This window comes from Paenibacillus sp. 7516, assembly GCF_002272715.1.
Lineage (GTDB): Bacteria > Bacillota > Bacilli > Paenibacillales > Paenibacillaceae > Paenibacillus > Paenibacillus illinoisensis_A.
The window spans coordinates 1-22,413 of sequence record NZ_NPBI01000041.1; the positions used below are offsets into that span (position 1 = coordinate 1).

Consider the following 22,413-nt stretch of genomic DNA (forward strand, 5'->3'; position numbering starts at 1 on the left):
TTTATGCAAGTACTTTTTTTTGAAAAAGAAATTAATCAAGAGCATACACACTTCTCTTTAAATAGTTTCTTCTATATAAAGATACAAAGTTACTGCAAGAGCACCTAAAGTATCTCAACCATCAAAAGGTCACATCGAGCAAAGTCCGGCATAAACGTTGCAGCTTATCAGAGGTCTCTTTAACATCATATAAACATAATACTCTACACGAATCCTTCTATCGACCAAACTCATGGTATGATTTTTATTAGCGTACCTTTCCCAAATTATAAACCATCTCACCATACCTCTCGCCGACTTTCCCTCTATAATAGAACAAACTCACCCATTGTATAATGAAAGGAACAGTATTATACATTTTAACGACTTTTGTTTCCGTAGTAATAAAAAAGGACGAAAGCCCTGATAAAGCCCAGGTGCTATCGTCCTTTTATATAGTAGAACTGAGCTATTCTCCGCCCATAAAGATATAGCGGGCAAGAACAATGATTGCGAGAATCCACATCAACCAGTGAATCTTCACTTTGCGATCCGTAACCAAGTTACTGAATACGGCCAGAATAACATAAGACAGAATACCTGCTGAGATCCCGTTTGCAATTCCGCCTGTGAAAGGCATCAATACAATTGTAAGGAATGCAGGGAACGCTTGAAGGAAATCATCCCACTCAATGCTGCGTACCTGGCTCATCATCAATACACCTACGATAATCAGGGCCGGAGCTGTGGCAGCAGACGGAACAACCAGCGCAAGCGGAGCAATGAACAGCGCCAGAATGAACAAGATCCCAGTTGTTACCGAAGTCAGACCCGTACGTCCACCCGCTTCAACACCGGAAGCACTCTCAACGAATGCCGTAATTGTACTCGTACCCAATGCCGCACCCGCACTTACACCTACTGCATCGACGAGCATTGCTTTACCAATTGTTTTCTCGCCTTTTTGCTTGTCTTTCATAATCCCCATCCGGGTCGCAGTCCCAACCATTGTACCGAACGTGTCAAACAATTCAACGAAGGTAAAGATGAAGATAATCTCAAACAATCCAAGGCTGATTGCGCCCTTCAGGTCCAACTGTCCAACAGCTAGATCACTGAAATTAGGCAGCCAACTTGCACCGGATAGTCCGCTAAGATTCGTAACACCCATCGGAATACCAATTAGAGTTGTAGCAACGATACCAATGAGCAGCGCACCTTTTACACGCATAACCATCAGTACAGCAATGAGGATTAATCCAATCAATGCCAGCAACGCATCATGATGCGTCACAAAATTACCGAGCGACAAATTGAAACTGCTGCCGGGAATCGGCTGGCTAAGGTCTGCATCTGGCGCAACATTAACCGTAACAGCAACGAGATTGGCCAGTTTGAAACCTACAATAGTAATAAAGAGACCGATACCAACCGTAATGGCCATTTTCAATGTTTGTGGTACAGCCACAAGCAGCATCTGACGGATTCTCGTCACGGTCAAGATGATGAATACGATACCCGAGAGGAATACCGCTCCGAGAGCAGCCTGCCAGGTAATTGCCCCATTAGAACTCAATACCACCGTCATGAAGTATGCGTTCAATCCCATACCCGGAGCGAGGGCGATCGGGATGTTAACGAACAATCCCATAATGATGGTCATAAGCCCAGCACCTACAGCTGTTGCAAAAAACACTGCGTTATCCGACATCCCCGCCCCGGCTGAGCCGAGGAACAATGTGTTAACAAAAAGGATGTACGCCATGGTCATAAAAGTAGTAAGACCCGCAACAATCTCCGTTCTAACATTCGTTCCGTTTTCTTTTAGTTTAAAGAAACGATCCATAATCCACTAACTCCCCCTTAGAGATGTTGAAGCCTTTTTGAAAAACGACAAAGACCCTGGACGGACTTACTTCACCCAGGGTTAGCTATAAGGAGAGGCGTAGCCTATGCCAAGAACAAAAAAAATTCTAATGTGCGTCCATTATAGTTAACCACGCAGTCATATAGAATTTTGCTGTGCTTAGCTTCTCCTGCTCGTAGCCAGATCATTAGGGTGATCTTGTAGAAACTCCCGGGCCATATCCCCAGGATTATACGAAGTAGTATGCGCTATTTGTTTGTTTTCCCATCCCTATTTTAGAAGCGCCGACCTTTTCTGTCAATGATAAAAACGAATGTTAATTATATGTTTCTACGGAAACGTTCGTGTTCTGAAAGCGCTATTAATTTCATCGCAAAAAAAGCCACCATATAAACGGCAGCTCATTAATACAACCTATACATTATTCCTACTTAAAACAACAGTTTAACAAACAATGTTCCAACTCAGCATTACCCTTTGATTCCCGAATTCAGGTTAATCGATTGCAGGAAATACTTTTGTGCAAAAATAAACAGTACGAGTGTTGGAATGATCGCCAGAATTGCCGAGCCCATCAGCTGTCCAATCATGCGATAGTTGCCGTAAATATCCTGCAGTAGCAGCAGTCCAGCGGTAATCGGCATTTTCTCGACATCTGTGTATACGATAACCGGCCATAGGAAGTCATTCCAGGACCCAATGAACGAGAAAAGACCGCACACAATCAATACCGGTTTCACCAGGGGTAAAATAATGGAGTAATAAATCCGGAAATCACTTGCACCATCAACCTTAGCAGATTCATCCAGTTCTCCAGGTATTCCTTTCATGAACTGACGAACGAGGAAGATATTCCCCATACCAGCCAGCCCCGGAATAATCATGGCCCAAGCTGTATTGACCCATCCTAGTGCCTCAATGATTTTGTAGGAAGGGATCAGGTTAACGACACCCGGAAAAAATGAAATCCCGAGAAGCGTGAAAAATAAGGCATCTCTCCCTTTGAACTTCAACCTTGTGTATCCATAACCAGTAAGGGAAATGATAAAAACGACAAGCACCGTGTGAGATACTGCAATGAGCAGCGAGTTGCTCAACCATCTCAGAATCGGAGCGGTTGATGTATTGTCCAGTATGGCGACGTAGTTATTAAAGTCCCACTCTTTAGGGAATAACCGGAATCCGGCCGACACCACTTCCGCCTGCGAGCGAAACGAAGTCGTAATCCCGAAAATAACGGGCACCACCCATATGACACAAATGGTTACCAAAAATAGATAGGATATATATTTGGAGATACTTATTTTTTTGACCATGTTGATATACCTGCTCCTTCCCGATCCACGTTCGATCCTGCTCCTCTAATTGGCGTTCCGGTTCATTACGTAATATTGCAATGCGGAGATGACCAGAATAACCAGTCCTAACAGCACAGCCATGGCGGAAGCCATACCTGCCACTGACTCACCGGAGCCAAACGCAAGCTGGCGAATATACATCATGAGAACATGCGTAGTCTGCTGTGGTCCACCATCAGTCATCATCAGTGGCTGACCAAATACGTTAAACGAACCAGCTGTTGTCATGACAAATGTAAAAATCAACGGGAAACGGATGGAAGGCAGCGTAATGCTGAAGAATCGGCGTACCGGACCGGCACCATCCATCTCGGCTGCTTCATACAGATCGCTAGGTACACCATTAATGGAAGCGCGATAGATAATCATGTTACCTCCGACCGCTCCCCACACAGATATCACAATAATAATGATCCAAGCATACGGTTGATTGGCTGCCCAGGATATCTCCGATCCAAACACGTTACCGGTGATGCCCAGCTGTTTATTGAAAATAAGAGACCAGATGAGCGCCGCCGCAGATATGGAGATCATACCCGGAATGTAGATAATCGCCTGCATGAAACCTTTGAATTTCACCTTTTTATGTTCAAGGGCTACAGCAACAAGCAGCGGAATTATGATTAACGGCGGAACGCTCAGTGCCACGAAAATCAAGGTATTCTTTAAACCATTAAAGAATTGAAAATGAAATGAGGAATCCTGGTCAAACAGGATCGTCCTATAATTTTCAAAACCGACCCAAACCGGATCGTTAATTAGGTTCCATCTGGTGAAAGAGGCATAAATCCCGTAGATCGTTGGCAGCAGTATAAACACCAAAAACAGGATTAGATGAGGACCAACAAATAAGAACGGTGCAAATGATCGTTTATTCATATCCTTTCATTTCTCCTTTGGGAAAAGCAATGTGCCTCTCTTGCGGCACATTGCTTCTATTACAGTAGAATGGCGAGATGTACAGTACATCCGGTATGCAATTCAAGTGTTACTGGGCCCCACTGCTTCCTTGAGCAATTTTGTCCTCAACCTCTTTTTGCATCGTTTGCAGTGTCGCATCCAACTCCACATTGCCACGAACAATATCAGCCGCGTATTTGTCAACCGCTTCAGCTACATACGGGTAATACTCGTAAGTGTAGATGTAGAGCGATTCAATCTCCTTCTCGTTCGAAGTAAAGAACGACTGCATGTAGTCTTTATACTCCGGACTCTCAATAACCTGTTTACTTGCAACGGTCTGTCCCGCTTTGGCCCATTCCATTGAATTTTGACGGATAAACTCCAGGAATTTACCGATCCCTTGTTCCTTCTCATCCGTTCTCGCTTCATTGTTCAGCATCGCAAACAGGTGGGACGAAGAACGGTTTGTAAACTTATCAGCCGTAGGTGAATAGACATTAGTCACGCCGAAATTCAGACCTTCAACAGTGGCATGAGCGGTTGAGCTCCATGTACCATCTGTAGAAAACAGGACATTACCAGATTGGAACATCAGGTATCCATCTTCACCGAACGGAGTCATGAGACCGGCATCAGCGATCTTTTTGACACTTTCAAATGCAGCCTTCATTTCAGGAGTGTTCAGTGCTGGTTTCCCATCCTTCTGCACATCTCCGCCCACATTCTGCAATTGTCCGAGGATAACCCATCCGAGCAAAGCATCATTCACGACGAAGTCTCCTTCATCTAATTTGCCTTGCAAGGAAAGCATTTCGTCAATCGTGACAATATCATCATCCAGGAATGATTCCGCGTTATACTTTTTCAGCAAATCCTTGTTGTAGTACATGGCATTACTGTGAATATCGAGAGGAACAGTGTACTGTGTCCCATCAATTGTTCCTGTCGACCATGCTTGCGGCAAATAGTTCTCTTCCTTGATTTCCGGCTGTGCTGCAAGCATTGCATTCATAGGCTCAAGTACGTTTTGCTTCACAAAGCCGGGAACACGGTCAGCATGGATAATAGCCAGATCCGGGATCCCTTTACCGGAGTTAATTACCGTAGACAGCTTGGTGTACATATCAGACGTAATTACATGTTTTAATTTGATTTCTGGTTCAGTGGCGTTATATTCTTTAACTAACTGGTCCATATAGGCTCCATCTTCTCCAGTCAGAGGCGTCCAGAACGTAATCGTATTTTTGTCGTCTGTACTGCAACCCGACAGCACAAAAACTAGCAGAAACAGTGTAGATACCATGATTACAAAACCTTTTTTTGTACGTTTCACACAAGAACCCCCCTAGAATAATCAATCCTAAGCACATTTGTAAACGCATTCAAATATTCAAGAAAATCACAGGGCTCTGCAATTTTCTTCTTGGAAACCGGCCCTGCTGCTAAAGTACCCTTACTGAAGGGAGCTTGCCTAGGAGCACTCCCTTCGCCCTATCACACAAATGTTAATGAATAAATTAATCATTAACATTTGTGTGAATTTATCGTAATTCATAGCGCTTACATTTGTCAACCACTTTGTTCCATTTTTATTTTTTATTTATGCTTTAGCCCTATACGTTCACCTGGCGACCATCTGGAACGGGTTTGCCAAAGTACGGGAATCCAAACTCATCCCAACCAAAGACCTGTGCCCGCATGTGGCGATTCGGATCATAGAGTGGATCTCCCTCGATTTCTTTATAATTGCGAGCATGATAGACCAAAATATCCTGACTTCCGTCCTCCGACACGGTGAAACTGTTATGCCCGGGGCCGTATTGTCCCGCCTCTACATCGGTTTGGAATACAGGAGCCGGAAGCTTAGTCCAACTCGCCTGTGACAACAGGTCGCTCCCTTCCTCTGCATACAGCAATCCCATGCAATAATTATGATCTGTAGCACTTGCGGAGAAGGATATAAATATTTTGCCGTTTCTATTCAGAACCGCTGCGCCCTCGTTGACCAAAAAACCGATTTTCTCCCAATCATGTGTCGGTTCAGCGATCATCACCTGTTCGGAAGCGAGTGTCCACGGATTTTCCATGGATGCAATATATAAGTTGGAATTGCCCACGATGTCCGGATCTTTCTGTGCCCAAACCAAATATTGAACGTCTTTATGTAGAAACGAGGTTGCATCAAGCGCGAAACTCTCCCATTTTGTCTTGATTTGCCCCTTTTCTTCCCACACGCCTTCAAGTGGGTTCTCCGATGCATTTTCCAGAACGAACATGCGATGGTCAAAAAGCCCTTCCACCGTAGCCGTTGTTCGTGCTGCAGCAAAATAGATATACCATTTACCGTGGATAAAATGAATTTCCGGTGCCCAAATGTTGGCACTCATCGGTCCTTCATCATATTTGCGCCATACAACGACAGGCTCAGCACTCTCCAGCTCTTGAACAGTGCGAGCTCTTCTAACCTCGATACGATCATACTCAGGCACGGAACCTGTAAAATAATAATAGCCGTCGGTATGTTTGTATACCCATGGATCGGCTCGTTGCGGTATAATCGGATTAACAAATGATTCCTTTTTCGAAACTGTACTCACGCTGTCATCTCCTGTTCTGCACGATAGGTTAATGTTTTTGTTTATGTATTCGTAAATATGTTATTAATTCACCTAAATATTAAGTTATCGAGCAGCACGTGTCAATGATTTGACAGGGTTTTTTTGGTTATTTCATGGTTTGTTTTTACATTTTTCCGAATTGTTCTGTTTTTAAGTTGTATATCTGGTATTATTTATATAAAAACGTTGTGATTATGTTCGAATTCCGATATTATAATATTCTACGTTTACTATTCACATAAATGTTAACATTTCATTTCTTCGGAGGAATTACATTGAAAATCGACCTGAACGAAAAAAACCTGCATATCTTCGAAGCCCTTTCTAGCAGTGTACGCATTCAGATCGTTCATCTGCTGTCTAAAAACTCTATGAATATAAAAGAACTGGCCGAAGCGCTTGGACTTAGTAGTGCCATCATGACCATGCATGTCAAAAAATTAGAAAAAGCCGGTGTGATTGAATCCAACATGGCTCCGGGTAAAGGCGGAGCGGCCCAAAAGGTCTGCTCTCTTCGTATGGACACTCTTGAAATCGCATTCCCGACCAAGGACGTCATCCAACGTGAGATTCACAAAACCGAAATATCTGTCGGACATTTCACTGATCTGCAGATCAAACCAACCTGTGGCATATGTACAAGAGATTCCATCATTGGTATTTTTGATGATCCCCGGTATTTCCTTGATCCTGACCGACTCAAAGCCAAAATTCTGTGGTTTGGACAAGGATATATTGAATACAAGGTACCCAATTACCTAATGGGAGATGAGAATCCGGAGGAATTGGAGATATCGATGGAGATCTCCTCCGAGGCACCCCTCACCAACAACAATTGGCCTTCTGATATTTCGTTTATCGTTAATGGCGTTGAGGTAGGAATGTGGACGAGCCCAGGTGACTTTGGAGGTAAAGGCAAACTGAATCCGCCTTGGTGGTTTGAAAGTGTAAATCAATACGGCCTCCTGAAACATCTCATTATCAAAAAAGAAGGTACCTTTATGGATGGTGTGAAATTGTCCGATGTGACCATCGATGATATCGGCATCCGTAACAGCTACTGGTCCCTTCGCATTGCCGTCAAGGAGGATGCAGAGCACATCGGTGGCGTTACGTTATTCGGAGAAGGTTTCGGTAACCATAATCAGGACATCATTTTCCGGCTGTATTACACCGACAAAACTGAAAAGCCTGAATGAATTAAGCGTTTGTAAGCCTAGCGATTCTAAGTTAATCATCAATGGCAAAACAAAAAAACTCCCTTTGACATGTGTAATACATGATCAAAGGGAGTTTCTTTTCGTTCAATACCGTTTATTCGTAAACCTATTCCCACTCGATGGTTGCGGGTGGTTTGGAAGTTACGTCATAGACGATCCGGTTAACGTTATCGACTTCATTTACGATACGTACAGAGATTTTCTCCAGTACATCCCAAGGGATACGTGCCCAGTCGGCCGTCATACCGTCGATGGATGTTACGGCGCGAATACCTACAGTGTAGGAATACGTACGGGCATCACCCATAACACCTACACTCTTCATGTTCGGCAGCGCCGTGAAGTATTGCCAAATTTCGCGGTCCAGACCTGCTTTAATAATTTCTTCACGCAGGATGTAGTCGGAATCACGAACAATTTTAAGCTTCTCTTCGGTAACTTCTCCAAGAACACGGATCGCAAGACCCGGACCTGGGAAAGGTTGACGGTGTACAATTTCGTCCGGCAGGCCGCACTCTGTACCCACTTTGCGCACTTCATCCTTAAACAAGGTGTTCAGCGGCTCAATCAACTTAAAGTTCATATCTTCAGGCAATCCACCCACGTTGTGGTGAGATTTGATCGTTTGCGCTGTCGCTGTTCCACTTTCCACGATGTCTGTGTACAGTGTACCTTGTGCCAGGAATTCAAAATCATCAAACTGCTTGGACTCTTCATCAAATACGTAAATAAACTCGTTACCGATAATTTTACGTTTTTGTTCCGGATCATCCACGCCAGCCAGCTTGGACATGAAGCGTTCCTGTGCATCGATTTTGACAACTTTCATGTCAAATTTGCCAACAAACGTCTCCATTACGCTTTCGGCTTCGCCTTTACGCAGCAAACCGTGGTCAATGAACATACATGTCAGTTGGTCACCGATCGCTTTGTGAAGCAATGCAGCCACAACGGAAGAATCCACACCACCGCTAAGTGCACACAGTACTTTACCGTCGCCCACTTTTTCACGAATATCCTTGATCGTGTCGTCAATAAATGTTTCCATCGTCCAGTTGCCTTCACAACCACAGATGTTAAACAGGAAGTTGCTAATCATATCATTACCACGAACAGAGTGACGTACTTCCGGGTGGAACTGAACAGCATACAATTTGCGCTCATCGTTACTCATCGCAGCGATCGGCGCACTCTCCGTGCCTGCATCCAGTTTGAAGCCCGGAGGCAACGTAACTACATGGTCACCATGACTCATCCATACCGTATGTTCGCCTTCAATGCCTTGTGCCAGTGCAGATCCCGCGGCAAACTCAAGGTCTGCCTTTCCGTACTCACGTTTCTCGGAACGTTCTACTTTACCTTCAAGCTGCTGTGCCATAAGCTGCATACCGTAGCAAATCCCGAAGATTGGAAGTCCCAGATCATACACACCCGGATCTACATGCGGAGCGTTCTCAGCGTACACGCTGGACGGACCTCCGGAGAATACAATACCTTTTGGTGACAATTCTGCGATCTTCTCTGCCGGTGTGTTATACGGCAAAAGCTCGCTGTATACGCCAAGATCCCGGATTCTTCTGGCGATTAACTGGTTGTATTGGCCTCCAAAGTCAAGGACAACCACAATTTCATTTTGCTTATTCATTACCGTGCCTCCCTCAATTAATGAAACTAATTATACGCAACGACAAAACATACCGTCAAGGAAAGACGAAACTCCTTTTTGTGGGCAGTTTGGAACATTCGATATGAAGACCCCTTCATTGTGAGTTTTCTACAAATTCCCCACTTCCATTCGCTTCATGTTCAAATGAATATTTCATGCCAGGCTGTATGTAAAACAGACACTACATTGACAAGCCAAACTAGAAAGAAATCGCCCAAAGAGCCTTGTTCGCACTTCGGCGAGCAAGACGTCTCTGGGCGATGTTATGGTACTTGCAGGCGCCGGGCGAGACGAAGTGCCCGGCGCAGGAATTCAAGACTGTCCGCGCGCAGTGGACGGTCCGGCCCGTACAGCAGCCGTTCCCAGTCGGCTGCAAACCGCGCGATGTCCGCGGCGTCCGTGCCTGCGGCCAAGGCGGGTGACGCTGCATACTCCCGCAGCGTCATCCCTGGCGGCCGCGGGCCGTACCGCCGCGCGAGCGCGGCCCAGACCGGAGCTGCGGCGCTAAGCAGCCGCTCACGGTCGGGGAAGCTGCTGCGCGGCCATGCCAGCAGCAGCCTGAGCCGCAGCGCGGGGCGAAGCCGCCGCATGCGCACGGCCCCGGCAGCGGCCAGCAGCGCCGCTGCCCCAAGGGCTGCCGCGAGCCATGGCTCCGCGGCAAGAGCACGCGCGCGCGCCAGCAGCCAGGCGCCCGCACTATTGATCCCGCCGCCAGATTGCGGCGGGATCTCCTCGCCGGGCTGTGCCCCGGCGACTGCTGCGGCGTCTGTACCGTCGCCTTGCGGCAATGCGAAGCCCGGCGTAGCCTCGATCGGCATCCAGCCTGCGCCGGGGAAATACACCTCCACCCAGGAATGTGCATCCCCCTGGGTAACGACATACCGACCCGGTACCTCAGGGTCCGGTGAACCTGCACTGAATCCCTTTACCCAACGCGCGGGTATTCCCTCTGAGCGAAGCAATACAACCATCGCCGTGGAGAAATGATTGCAGTAGCCTTCCCCAGTGACAAACAGAAAGTCATCGACGAAATCCGTACCGCGAGGCGGCATGCGCGTGTCCAGTGTATATTCGGCATGCTCTGCCAGGTAGGTTCGCACTGCCTGGACTGCATCATAACGCGTTTCGCTCTTCTGGATAATGTCACTTGCAAGTGATCGTACCCGCTCAGGGAGAGATTTCGGCAGCTGCAGGTAGGTTCTGCGGATAGCTGCCGGATCCTGACTCGAACTGCGCGCCTCGCCCAATAGACGAAGCTGTTCTGGCGATGCAGTGGGAATCATAACATCGGTTGTATACGTTTTGATCGGTTCACGACTGCTGGATCCGGCAAGCCAGAGCGTAGCCGAGTCTGCATTGGAGAGCAGGGCCATTCTATTTTCTTCGTTCTGTTCATTCTTGTCCTGAAAGGACAGGTTCAAAGGTACTCCTCCCGTAAAGAGCGGATTAGGTCCCCTCCACGGACGCTCCATCGAGATCGTTTGGCGAATGCGTGTCCAGTAGGCTTGGTTCTCCCAGCCATCGGCACGAAACAGCCCTGTGGGGCTGGCTTTTTGGAAGTTTTGTGCAGGATCACTCCATGTACTTCCGTTGTAATAGGAACGAGTCTCCCCGCGCCAATACGTGACTTGAGGGCTCTTCGCTGTAAAAAAGATGGCATTTCCTTGTACCAATGGAGATCCCATCGGTGCATCAAAGGTGCTGTATCCCGTGACAGATGCCGAAGCAGGGATGCTGCCGCGTGGTGTATAGCCTGCCCAGCGGGCAAGGCGTTCTCCAATCTGATCAAGCGATATCCGTTCCGGCTCAGGGACCGGGACAACACGTCCGGGCAGAGCAGCAACCAATACCATCCCCGCAGCCGCAGCAGCAGCCACCGCACACCAACGAACATAGGGATATCGGTGAAAGGTTGGTGTTGTGCCCCCTTCCAACAGACGGAGCAGTTGGAGAATAGTCTGGATCAGCAGTATCCATAGAACAGATCTCATTATGGAGGCGTAAACATCCAGCCCGGCCAATGTTTCCAGGAGCAGCAAATAAAGCAGGGTCGCACTGCCGAACAGCATCACACTCCGCCGCATCAAAACAAGGGATTGTACGGAAGCCATGAGCATGCTCCACCCACACATCATCAATAAACCTCTTGTCTCCGTACTGATGGAATAAAAGTGCCCACTTTCCATAAATGAGCCTATATCCTCCATCCATGTTCCCGAGTAACCGAGAGCCCAACCCGCAGGATCACTGCCTCCATACATCAGACATAGAGCAGTAAGAGCCATAAGCAGTCGAAGCAATATCCCCAACATCCAGCCTACACGCAATAATCCTGCCATCAGGAGAGCCCCCGTAAGTCCGGCCATCACCACCAGAAAACGCTCACTTCCCTGCTGTCCCGAGGAAGTAATCGGGTAGATCCATTCCAGGGAGAGAAGAAGCAGCAGAACAGAAATGCTTATCTTATACACGGCGGGCTCTCGCTTAGAACGTTGGGATTTGGATCCCTGACCAGGTACCGAGACTTCTTCGGCAGATTGGACCACCGTCATATCACCACGGTTACGCTCCCACATCCGAAACACCCGCCTTTCCAACAAAAGGCATGGCTTGGTCTGCGACTGAGCTGACTCTTACCCCGCTTACCCGAAGCTGCTCCGTCCATTGGTCAGCCAGGTTCCCAATCCCTCCCTGAACGATACTCATTTCAGCTTGTTTCTCACCCATCGGTGTCTCAGTTAACTGCACTTCTATCTCATGTCCCAGCTCAGCCGCACCCAGCACCCATCCCGTCAGCACGGCATCCAGTCTGCCAGTAAGGACAACCATGCGTGTCCCCGCGGGCCACTGATCCAGCATGGTTGTATCTGCCAGCGATGAAACGGATAAGTCAGTACTTGATATGCTTGCCTGGGCCAGGCTGTCCAGTGACAGATTGACATGCTCGGCATGGATTAGATCGCTTAACCACCCGGATTGCTTATCCGGACCAGCCTCTGCCCCTGTCCTCCAGAGTTGATAGGGAACATCATCACGAACAGCTGTAAATACCCAGCGGGCAGCCATGTTAATGGCACGTTCAAACGCTGGATGCTCCTTCGCCCCCTGAATTCGTCGCTCGTAGCCAGTCTTGCCTTCATACAGCAGAATACCCAAAGACGTTGATTCCGATATTTCAGGCAAAAAGGTTTGAAGCTTGCCCGTCTTGGCCGTACTTTTCCAATGAATGCGTCCCAACGGATCTCCTGGTTGGTACTCGCGGAACTCGGGACTTCGGTTACCTTGACTGGTTTTTGTATTTGCCGAATTCCCCTGATCTATAGCCGCCAATGCTGCAGACTCACGATCACCGAATGTTGATCCAGATGGAACGACAGCAAGAGATGTCCCACCCACAGTCTCCGCAGAGACGGTGTTCCATCCGAATACATCTCCCCAGTACAGTTGGCCTGAACCCCATTGATACAACCCTCTTCGCAAGCCGGACATTTGATACTGGTAGGCAAACTTTCGTCTCATTCCCGGAAAAAGTAATTTACGATGCACTCCAGCGGGCGTATCCTCACAGAGCATGACCCAAAGCAGTGGAATTCGGCATTCGAACTCCACTTCCACCTGAACACGCACCATCTCCCCAACCATAATTCGTTCCGAATTCATTTGCCGGCGAATGCGAATTCGGCGTGGTCCCAATAGATGAATGACCACACCACTCATCAGGATGAGAGAAGCCGTAATGGACAAAAACAGTGCCGCCTTGCCTCCATGCCATAGGTAAAGACAAGCCAAAGCTGCTGCCAAAACCGCATGGAACAGCCATTGAACAGGCGCGGTCATGATCGCCGGCCCCTTCCCTGAGCGGTCAGTTGCACAGGTACGGGAACCGATGCTAGTGCATCCTGAATGACTTGTTCCTGACCCCGGAATGCCTCCGTCCTGTTCTGACCTTTCAACCCGATTCGGTGGGCAAGCACAGGCTGAGCCACCTCTTTTACATCATCCGGAATGACATAGCTCCGCCCCTGCAGGTAAGCATATGCTTGCGTCGCAACCATCCAGGCCAGCGTTCCGCGTGGACTGATGCCGAGCCTCACGGCAGGATGATTACGAGTAGCCACAGCCACTGCAACCAGGTACTGCTTGACTACGGAATCAACGTGCACATGTCTGACTTCGCGCTGCATCGCACTCACTTCTTCCGCGAGCACCACTGGACGAAGTTCATCCAGCAACTCTCTGCTCTGCCCTCTGGTTAACAGCTCGACTTCCTGTTCCGGCTCCGGGTAACCGAGTCCTATTCGCATTAGGAAACGATCCAGCTGCGCTTCGGGTAACCGATACGTGCCCTCGAACTGCAGCGGATTCTGCGTTGCCAGCAAAAAGAACGGCCTTGGCAAGGCATGTGTCGTACCATCCACTGTAATACGTCGTTCTTCCATTGCTTCCAGCAGAGCTGACTGGGTCCGGGGCGATGCCCGATTAATCTCGTCAGCCAGTACAATGTTGGACATGACAGGACCTGGCCGGAATGTGAATTCACTCGTGTGGGGGTGATACATGGATGTCCCAGTAACATCTGCAGGCATGACATCGGAGGTGAATTGAATCCGGCCCATGGAACAGCTCAATGATGAGGCGACAGCCCGAACCAGCATTGTTTTTCCTGTCCCGGGTACATCTTCCAGAAGCACGTGACCTCCACTTAGCATTGCAGTAAGGACATATTGAATCTCTTGTTTTTTGCCTATAATTACACTCTCGACCCGCTTGATCACCCTGTTCAGCAGCTCGACCGCATGTTCATGTTCCATTCGAATATACGACATCCCTCATTCTCCTTCCATTCTGGGCATTCAGAGCCATAGTAATCTATGATTCATTGTTGCCCGGAAGTAGAGAGATTAGTCCTGTCTGGATGCGTTAATTCATATCGTTCTGTACAGGTAGAAGTTTAACGCTGCCGCAAGAGGCATATTGGCCTTTACGATCCACTCGGATTCATTGGACTGAAGCGAAGAGACATCCAGCCCCATGAATTCCAGCAGTTCTCGCAGTGGAACCCATATCGTCCCCCCTTGACTCTGCACTGCTTCCTGTATCGTTCTATCATTCGATAGATTCGCTGATGTGGATTTCAGTTCACCGCTGACGCTGTTCGCCTGGATCACTCTATCCTTCCATAGCGCAGTCGCCGTTCTGGATTCCACGTCCCAGTGAATACTGCCGCCAAACTTTTTCATAAATGGTCTTAATGGCACCATAATTCGCTGATCTTCCACGCGGAATTCCCCTGGCTTCAATGTCGCCGCAGTAAGACCAATCTCTACCTTGAGTTCCTTGCCGGATAACCACAGGTTACGATTGAATTTCACATGCTCCGCAACCCACTCGGCGCCAGGTGCCTTGCGAGATTTGTATTTCCCTTCGGGATGAACACGGAATTGCACAGGTGGATCCTCCGCTCTCATGGTGTCAAAACGATATCCGTGATCACGGTAGTATTTGATTATTCCGGGTAGGGCCTTTACCGTCTCCGCATGAGCTCCACCATCGTGCATTAACAAGATTACTGAACCAGTACCGGCAGGCACCTTGGTGGAATTGCGCAAAATTTCTTTGGCTGGCACACCCTTGCGCTTCGAATCACCACTGTCGACATTCCAGTCCATCACGGTGTACCCGCCCAACTTGAGCAGATCGAAATAGTTTTGATCAAAATGTCCATATGTTCCGCCAGGTGCACGTACCAGGTTGGGGCGGAAGCCGGTGATCCGGTTCACAATGTCTTCTGTCTGCTTCACCTGTTTCCAGAACGATTTAAAATCACTATACAGTTCATCATAATGATGGTTATAGGTATGATTGCCAAGTGCATGCCCCTCTTCCACGGCAGCCTGAATCAACTCGGGATAACGTTCTGCCTGCTCTCCAAGGACAAAAAATGTGGCCTGAACCTGTTCCTCACGCAAAATATCCAATACTTCACGGGTATGCTTGCCTGGTCCGTCGTCAAAACTCAGGTAGACTACCTTATCCTTATTGCTCTCTTTCTTAGGTACAACGGCTTCTGCGCCAGCGGCGTAAGAAGGATATGCTGTCCAGGCATAAGAAGCAAATACGCATATTATTACCGCAAGACGAAGCAGATACGATGCCCATGCGGGAAAACCATGCTTATGTATGGAATTGGATTTTACGGATTGCTCTGCTTTTTCCACCATTGTGAAATCCGGTCTCTGCATCATTTACGAATCATCCTCCAACGTCTCTAGTGATTCTGCTGATAGACTTTAGCAGATTTGTTAGAATTATATGGAGGCATTATCGAAAAAAGACGCGTTTCTGTTTTATATTTTTCACAATTTTGGTTAGCTCATGATTGATTCTTGGCTTCGGATTGGGTAGCATAATGAACAGGCACTTATTACCGGAATCACTGCTATTACGGGGATAAGCACTGCAAATGTTTTACATGACGGCGGGCTGCAATGATCGTATACAGGACAGCATGGAGAGTCATCCGATTCCCCTGTCTTCAGGAGAGTGAATCTATTGGAATTGCTTGAAAAGATCCAACATCTGTTCGGATCCTATGGATACAGCGTTTTGTTTTTTGGCTTGTTGCTGGAGTTTATCGCTCTTCCCTTCCCGGGAGAAACCACCATGGCTTATGCAGGATACCTATCATACAAGGGTCAACTGGACTTCGGGATTCTTGCCATCCTTGCCTTTCTCGGAACGACCATCGGCATGACGATCACTTACTTCATTGGTGCCAAAGCCGGTCTGCCCTTCATTGTCCGTTACGGAAAATGGTTTCTATTCAAACAGGACAAGCTGGATAAAACGCAAAAGTGGTTTGCCAAATACGGTAATGCTCTGATTTTCATCGGTTACTTCATACCGGGAGTTCGGCATTTTACTGGATACTTTGCAGGTATAGCTGCGGTTCCTTTTCGTAAATTCGCTCTATATGCATACTCGGGTGCACTGTTCTGGGTCGTGTTATTTCTGGGCATTGGAAAGGTATTCGGTCCACAGTGGAACGCGGTGTTCCATCTTGCGCATCAATATGCAGCATATATCGTTGCAGCCATTGGATTGTTACTGATCGCTGCCGTGCTGTACCGTTATCGGAAAGCTTGGGGGCGACGCTCAATCCGCAAGTCATCTCCAATCAGGCAGAAACAAAATGCAGAATGAAGCATATCCCCGGAGTCGCACCAGTGCGACTCTTTTTAATTAACTCCTTTTAAAAACATCCCTTCGAATCCATGCATAAGCTGCGAGCAACAGCGCAATACATGCGAATCCCAATCCCCCTGCAAAACCAAGTCTACGCGGTTCCATCACCTCCAGCAGTATGCCTGCGCCAAACATGGATAACCCAAGCATCGTACTGCTGCATGCCGTCACTAAACCATAGACAATCCCGCGGTATTTCTCTGGTGTTTCGCGCATCAGGAGCGTATCGAGACACGTGTTCCCCATACCTGACGTAAAGGCCAGCAAAATATACATCAGGACAGCAACGGATGCGAACCTGGTCTCACTTAGCAGCATTAGCAAGCAGCCTTCAATCAACAGACATGTCACAACCCCAGGGAGCAGCCACAGCTGCAAATAACGAGAACCCCAGCTGCTGAGCACAAGTCCAATCCCCAATGCTGCGTAAAATAGACCCACACCCCAATCTCCGAGTTCGAACACTTCAATCGCATATACACTGATCAGAACATTATCAATCCCATTAATAACGGGAACCCACAACTCAAATGCAATAAGAATCTGCAAAGGGACCGATGAGCAGATGGACTGCCACAGCATAAGGACAACCCCTTTACCTTTACTCTTTCGAGCATACGTAGGCTGTATCCCCACCTTCTCATCTACTTGCTCAGTTCCAAGTGGTGGAAACGAAATCTTGCGAATCAAAGCAGCAGCAAACAGGAAGGCAAGTGCATTGGTTACAAAAGCAGCCTGAGGACCTAATGCAGCGGAGACGATACCACCTACAAAAGCGCCCACAATGAGAACGGATCCGTTCATGACTTGTTCGAGCCCATTAATCTGGTGCAGGTTTTCCGAACGTACAAGCAAGGGAATTCCTGATTTGCGGACAGGCGCATATAGCGCTTCTGCGCATGCAAGCAGCGTACTCGCTGTATAGAGAATCCATAGATCATCTGCATGGTGAACGAACAGATAGCTTAAAGCCACGGGTACCCTTAGAAGATTGGTCACTATCATAATTGTTCGCCGGCTGAAATGCAGCGTCAATACACCACCTAGCGGAGCCAGAAGAAGAAAAGGAAACACCCTCAACCCGAGCGCCAAACCTACGGCAAGACCTGAACCGGTTGTACCAAGAATCAAGGCCAGCATGGCAACCTGACTGAATCGATCTCCAATTCCGTTTACCAATCCTGCCATGAAAAGCTGCCTGTAATCGGGTTCTGCGTGCAGCAAGCGTTTAAAACCAAAACTGAATGTCATTTTGATACCTCACTCATTTAGTTATTAGATAATAATCTAATTAGATAATATTCTAATTGAATGAAGTTGGCAATCACCTTTTGTATGTGCACCGTTCTGATGTCACTTCTTTTTTGTCATAAGTTGATTTCATCCAGGTCATACTAACTTGCAAATATAGGGAGGTATGGGGGTGAGGGTTATGAGTTCTGCAGCGCAGAGCGGTCATGAACAGAAACTGATCTCTCCGAATCTGATTGAAAATACGGAATATTGCAAACAAGTGATGGGCCAGAGCAACGACCTGATGATCCGCCCGCTCCAATGTTTACATAAGTGGCCATCGATTCTGCTGTACATTGATGGGTTAGTCGATGTTCAGATACTGAATCAGGCCATTCTGGGATCCCTGCTTCAGACACATGATCTTCCAGAGTTCTCGGCTGAAGACGAACGCCTAAGCTATCTTCAAAATGACATTCTTGCTGCCAGTGATGTGCTGCTGGTAGACAATATGCAGGATGTACTTAATGCCTTATTGTCCGGTTCTGCAGTACTGCTAATCGAAGGCTCAACCAAAGGCCTGAAGATCGGAGCAGCCGGCTGGGAAGATCGCGCTGTTACTGAGCCCGTATCCCAAACCGTCGTACGTGGACCCATGGAAGGCTTTAATGAAAATTTGCGTACAAATACCTCCTTGATCCGTAAACGGATTCGTGACCCTCATCTGTGGATCGAAGAGAGAGCGGTCGGACGAGTGACCAAGACCAAGGTAGCCGTATTATATCTGGAACATATCGTGGATAAGGAAGTGGTGGAGGAACTCCAGCGCAGGCTTGATGAGATCGACATCGACAGCATTCTGGAAGGCGGCTATATTGAAGAACTGGTTCAGGACAAGACCGGAACCATCTTCCCAACAGTTTATAACAGCGAGCGGCCGGACACAGTGTCTGCTGCACTCCTCGAAGGGCGCGTTGCCATTATCGTGGATGGTACCCCATTTGTACTTCTGGTTCCGGCACTGTTTGTGCACTTCTTTCAATCTGCTGAAGATTACTATCAGCGTGCGGATATCAGTACTTTGATTCGAATGATTCGTTATCTGGCCTTTTTTATCGCTTTGCTTGCTCCTTCCTTTTACATCGCCATCTCGACCTTCCACCAGGAAATGCTGCCGACAAATCTGCTGATTAGTCTAGCCGCCCAGCGTGAAGGTGTGCCCTTTCCTGCCTTTATCGAAGCCATTTTGATGGAGCTTACCTACGAGATCTTGCGGGAGGCCGGCATTCGAATTCCGAAAACGGTCGGTCAGGCTGTCTCGATCGTGGGAACGCTTGTTATCGGTCAAGCTGCTGTTGATGCGGGGGTTGTGTCTGCAGCAATGGTTATCATCGTGTCGATTACCGCCATATCCAGTTACGTCATTCCGGAGAACGGATTATCCATCTCGGTTCGGATCTTGCGTTTCGTATTGATGATTCTGGCGGCTGCCTTTGGCTTCTATGGCATTCTGGTCGTTCTGCTCATTACAGTGACTCATCTGTGCAGCCTTCGCTCGTTCGGAGTACCTTATATGTCGCCATTTGCTCCGCTGGTTCAAAAGGATCTGAAGGATACAATCTTCCGCGTACCTTGGTCTCACATGAAGACCCGCTCTCTAAGTACGGGTACACCGAACAAAACCCGGCAGTCCAACAAAAAAACGAAACGCTGATCGCGGCAAGGAGAATACCGTATGAACAAATACATCCGATTAATTCTATCCCTTGCCGTTCTGCTTCCTCTCCTTACCGGCTGCTGGGATCGCAAGGAACTCAATGAACTTGGAATTATGCTGGGCCTCGGGGTAGATAAGGACGGAGATAAAATCAAGGTTAGTGCCCAGGTGGTCGTTCCCAACGAGGTATCCTCCAAATCTGGAGGTGGGAAAGGTACTCCTGTAACCCAATATCAGGCTACTGCAGACACACTATTTGAAGCCATTCAGAAGCTGACTGAGACCAGCCCACGTCGCATATTCATGGCTCATGTGCGAATTCTTGTCTTTGGTGAAGAATACGCACGTAAAGATGGGATATATGATGTCATGGAAGCCATGACGCGGGAACCATCGTTACGGCCGGATTATTACGTCATGGTTGCACGCAAGACAACCGCTTCCAAAGTGCTGGATCTGCTTACACCACTGGAAAACATTCCTGCTGAGAAGCTGTTTAACTCCCTGGACGTGTCCGCCAAGACCTGGTCCCCCACAACAACTGTGACTGGAGATCAACTACTTGATTATATGTTGTCTCCAGGCATACAGCCTGTAATTACCGGTGTGGAGATAGTTGGAAATCAGGATGTAAGTGGGAGCAAGGACAATATTTCGTCCATTAGATCCCCAGCCAGCCTTCACACGACCGGACTAAGTATCTTTAAAAAGGACAAGCTGATTGGCTGGTTAACCGAGGAAGAATCCAAAGGATATAACTACATTCGGGACAACGTTGTATCCACAGTTAGTGACCTTCCTTGTGGCAGTGGAGGAAAAGTAACCTTCAAAGCTCTTCGCACCTCAACGAAACGCAAAGCGAAAATCGTTGATGGTCAGCCTGTTATTCATATCAAGCTTGAAAATGTTTCTTCCATCGCTTCCGTTGAATGCGGTATTAAGATTGGTTCAATGAAAATGCTCAAAAAACTGGAGGAGGAAAGTGAGGAGCGACTAATCGAGCTTATGCAAACTTCAGTGAACTCAGTAAGACGGAAATTTCATGCGGATATTTTTGGATTCGGGCAGGAAGTATACCATGCAGATCCCAAGCTGTTCAAAACGATGGAGAACGACTGGAACAAGCACTTCGACAATCTGGACATAAAGTACGAAGCCAACGTTCAGATAAAACGTACGGGAACACTGGACAATTCATTCAAAGATGAACTGAAGGAGTGAGATCTGAATGATCACGATCACGGTCATTGTTGTGGGGGTTATCGTAGGATTGATCGATCTTCCTGGTCTAATCCGCCGCAAGGAATGGAAAGAAACCGCAGTATACAGCAGCATGCTGCTTGTTGCCACCTTCTTTAGCGTGATCGCAGCGAACTTATGGGAATTCCCAAGTCCCCTCTATATCATTATGTGGATTTACGAACCGGTGAATCAATTTTTGGCTACTATTACCGGAACTTAGGCAAGGGGGTAAAACGGATGTTGGAGCAAGGAAGGCTTGGAACAAGGCAGCTGGCAACCCTGACTATCTTGATGGTTATTGGAGATATGATGCTTATCTATCCCTCCGTCATCACGTCCTACGCCAAGCAAAACGCATGGATCTGTGCCCTCATCGGAATTCCGCTAGGTATGGGGCTCATGGCCATGTTCCTTAAACTGGGTAATATGAATCCTGGTAAGAACCTGGTTCAGATTGCTCGTAAGTATTTGGGATTTTGGCCTGGGACTTTGTTTTCGTGCTTGTATTTGTTCTTCTTTCTCATAGGTACTTCTACACACGCGCGTGAGGTCGGGGATTTTATGACCAGCCAGATCTTTCAATATACGCCCATCCGTATTATTATCCTGATGTTTGTCATTACCATTGGCTGGGGGGTATACAACGGGTTGGAAACCATGGGACGAACAAGCGAATTGCTGCTTCCGATTGTAATCGTATTTATCCTTGTCCTATCTTTCTGCCTTTTGCCCAAAATTGATATAAGTAACCTGAAACCCGTCACTGATACTAGTCCTATACCTATTGCTCAGGGGATTCTGGTAAGCATCATTTATCCGGTAGGTGAGACCATTCCCATCCTTATGATTTTACCTTATACCGTGAGACAAGCTCACCGGACTCGGGATCTTATTATTGCTGCCGGTCTGGGAAACTTGATGCTGGCGATGCTGGTCACGATCTCCCTCCTAGTGCTCGGTGCATTTCTGACTCAGCACAGTATCTATGCATCCTTTATTTTATCTCAGAAAATTAGTATCGGTGGGTTCTTTGAACGCATTGAAGCCATTATGGCTAGCTCCTGGCTGATCTCTACCTATTTCAAAGCAATGATCTATTTTTATGCTTTTATAATAGGAATTGCAGAACTCTTCAATCTTAAACAGTATCGGATTCTCCTTCTGCCAGCATGCATGCTGGTATTTGGAATGGCCAACGTAGTAGCTCCTAACCTGACCTTTATTGTCATTACCATCGTTCCATATTGGGTAGATTGGGACACGACCCTCCAGATTCTGCTTCCGGGGTTACTACTGCTTATGATGTTGTTTACCAAAAGGAAAAAATCGATATCCAACTGATCAAATGTTGAAGGAGCAGAAGTA

17 protein-coding genes and 1 riboswitch are annotated in these 22,413 nt (G+C 47.6%); of the genes, 6 read left to right on the top strand and 11 right to left on the bottom strand.

The window, feature by feature from the left end:
- Window positions 1–448: 448 nt before the first annotated feature.
- The 5 genes from CHI14_RS27240 to CHI14_RS27260 form a co-directional block, all read right to left on the bottom strand.
- Window positions 449–1,825 (bottom strand): NCS2 family permease, encoded by a 1,377-nt coding sequence (locus CHI14_RS27240; RefSeq protein WP_095293152.1) that lies wholly within the window; start codon window positions 1,823–1,825, stop codon window positions 449–451.
- A 177-nt stretch (window positions 1,826–2,002) separates the two neighbouring features.
- A riboswitch (purine riboswitch) is annotated at window positions 2,003–2,103 on the bottom strand.
- A 213-nt stretch (window positions 2,104–2,316) separates the two neighbouring features.
- Window positions 2,317–3,162, bottom strand: coding sequence for a carbohydrate ABC transporter permease (locus CHI14_RS27245; protein WP_095293153.1), 846 nt, complete (start codon window positions 3,160–3,162; stop codon window positions 2,317–2,319).
- A 45-nt stretch (window positions 3,163–3,207) separates the two neighbouring features.
- Window positions 3,208–4,083: a carbohydrate ABC transporter permease gene (locus CHI14_RS27250; protein ID WP_095293154.1), complete on the bottom strand. Its 876-nt coding sequence runs from the start codon at window positions 4,081–4,083 to the stop codon at window positions 3,208–3,210.
- Between the two features lie 109 nt (window positions 4,084–4,192).
- Window positions 4,193–5,410, bottom strand: coding sequence for an extracellular solute-binding protein (locus CHI14_RS27255; RefSeq protein WP_095293249.1), 1,218 nt, complete (start codon window positions 5,408–5,410; stop codon window positions 4,193–4,195).
- Window positions 5,411–5,720: 310 nt separating this feature from the next.
- Entirely contained in the window at window positions 5,721–6,704 is a 984-nt protein-coding gene (locus CHI14_RS27260) for a glycoside hydrolase family 43 protein (RefSeq protein ID WP_095293155.1), read from the bottom strand.
- A 296-nt stretch (window positions 6,705–7,000) separates the two neighbouring features.
- Between CHI14_RS27260 and CHI14_RS27265 the strand changes: the two genes are divergently transcribed.
- On the top strand, window positions 7,001–7,924 hold the full coding sequence (locus CHI14_RS27265; RefSeq protein WP_095293156.1) for an ArsR/SmtB family transcription factor: 924 nt from the start codon (window positions 7,001–7,003) through the stop codon (window positions 7,922–7,924).
- A gap of 127 nt (window positions 7,925–8,051) precedes the next feature.
- Here the strand turns inward: CHI14_RS27265 and guaA are convergent, their stop codons facing one another.
- From guaA to CHI14_RS27290, 5 genes are all read right to left on the bottom strand, one after another.
- Window positions 8,052–9,590 (bottom strand): glutamine-hydrolyzing GMP synthase, encoded by a 1,539-nt coding sequence (gene guaA / locus CHI14_RS27270; protein ID WP_095293157.1) that lies wholly within the window; start codon window positions 9,588–9,590, stop codon window positions 8,052–8,054.
- A gap of 284 nt (window positions 9,591–9,874) precedes the next feature.
- Window positions 9,875–12,187, bottom strand: a complete 2,313-nt coding sequence (locus tag CHI14_RS27275; protein WP_095293158.1) for a DUF4129 domain-containing transglutaminase family protein — start codon at window positions 12,185–12,187, stop codon at window positions 9,875–9,877.
- The gene (locus CHI14_RS27280; protein WP_095293159.1) at window positions 12,174–13,448 is read right to left on the bottom strand and encodes a DUF58 domain-containing protein; all 1,275 of its coding nucleotides are present in this window, start codon (window positions 13,446–13,448) and stop codon (window positions 12,174–12,176) included. The genes CHI14_RS27275 and CHI14_RS27280 overlap by 14 nt, the downstream gene beginning before the upstream one ends.
- Window positions 13,445–14,437, bottom strand: a complete 993-nt coding sequence (locus tag CHI14_RS27285) for an AAA family ATPase (RefSeq protein WP_095293160.1) — start codon at window positions 14,435–14,437, stop codon at window positions 13,445–13,447. Before CHI14_RS27285 ends, CHI14_RS27280 begins: the two co-directional genes overlap by 4 nt.
- 99 nt (window positions 14,438–14,536) lie before the next feature.
- Complete coding sequence (locus tag CHI14_RS27290; RefSeq protein WP_249281260.1) at window positions 14,537–15,856, bottom strand: polysaccharide deacetylase; 1,320 nt, start codon at window positions 15,854–15,856, stop codon at window positions 14,537–14,539.
- Window positions 15,857–16,163: 307 nt separating this feature from the next.
- On the opposite strand from CHI14_RS27290, the gene CHI14_RS27295 reads away from it, so the two are divergent.
- Window positions 16,164–16,814 carry a DedA family protein gene (locus tag CHI14_RS27295; RefSeq protein ID WP_095293161.1) on the top strand — a complete coding sequence of 217 codons (651 nt, stop codon included), beginning with the start codon at window positions 16,164–16,166 and terminating at the stop codon, window positions 16,812–16,814.
- Window positions 16,815–16,853: 39 nt separating this feature from the next.
- On the opposite strand, the gene CHI14_RS27300 is transcribed toward CHI14_RS27295, so the two are convergent.
- Entirely contained in the window at window positions 16,854–18,107 is a 1,254-nt protein-coding gene (locus CHI14_RS27300; protein WP_095293162.1) for an MFS transporter, read from the bottom strand.
- A gap of 181 nt (window positions 18,108–18,288) precedes the next feature.
- Here CHI14_RS27300 and CHI14_RS27305 point away from each other — a divergent pair, with 181 nt between their 5' ends.
- The 4 genes from CHI14_RS27305 to CHI14_RS27320 are packed head-to-tail and all read left to right on the top strand — an operon-like array spanning window position 18,289 to window position 22,389.
- Entirely contained in the window at window positions 18,289–19,803 is a 1,515-nt protein-coding gene (locus tag CHI14_RS27305) for a spore germination protein (RefSeq protein WP_095293163.1), read from the top strand.
- A 21-nt stretch (window positions 19,804–19,824) separates the two neighbouring features.
- The gene (locus tag CHI14_RS27310; protein ID WP_095293164.1) at window positions 19,825–21,027 is read left to right on the top strand and encodes a Ger(x)C family spore germination protein; all 1,203 of its coding nucleotides are present in this window, start codon (window positions 19,825–19,827) and stop codon (window positions 21,025–21,027) included.
- 7 nt (window positions 21,028–21,034) lie between these two features.
- The gene (locus CHI14_RS27315) at window positions 21,035–21,268 is read left to right on the top strand and encodes a hypothetical protein (protein WP_095293165.1); all 234 of its coding nucleotides are present in this window, start codon (window positions 21,035–21,037) and stop codon (window positions 21,266–21,268) included.
- A 17-nt stretch (window positions 21,269–21,285) separates the two neighbouring features.
- Window positions 21,286–22,389 (top strand): GerAB/ArcD/ProY family transporter, encoded by a 1,104-nt coding sequence (locus tag CHI14_RS27320; RefSeq protein ID WP_095293166.1) that lies wholly within the window; start codon window positions 21,286–21,288, stop codon window positions 22,387–22,389.
- Window positions 22,390–22,413 lie beyond the last annotated feature (24 nt).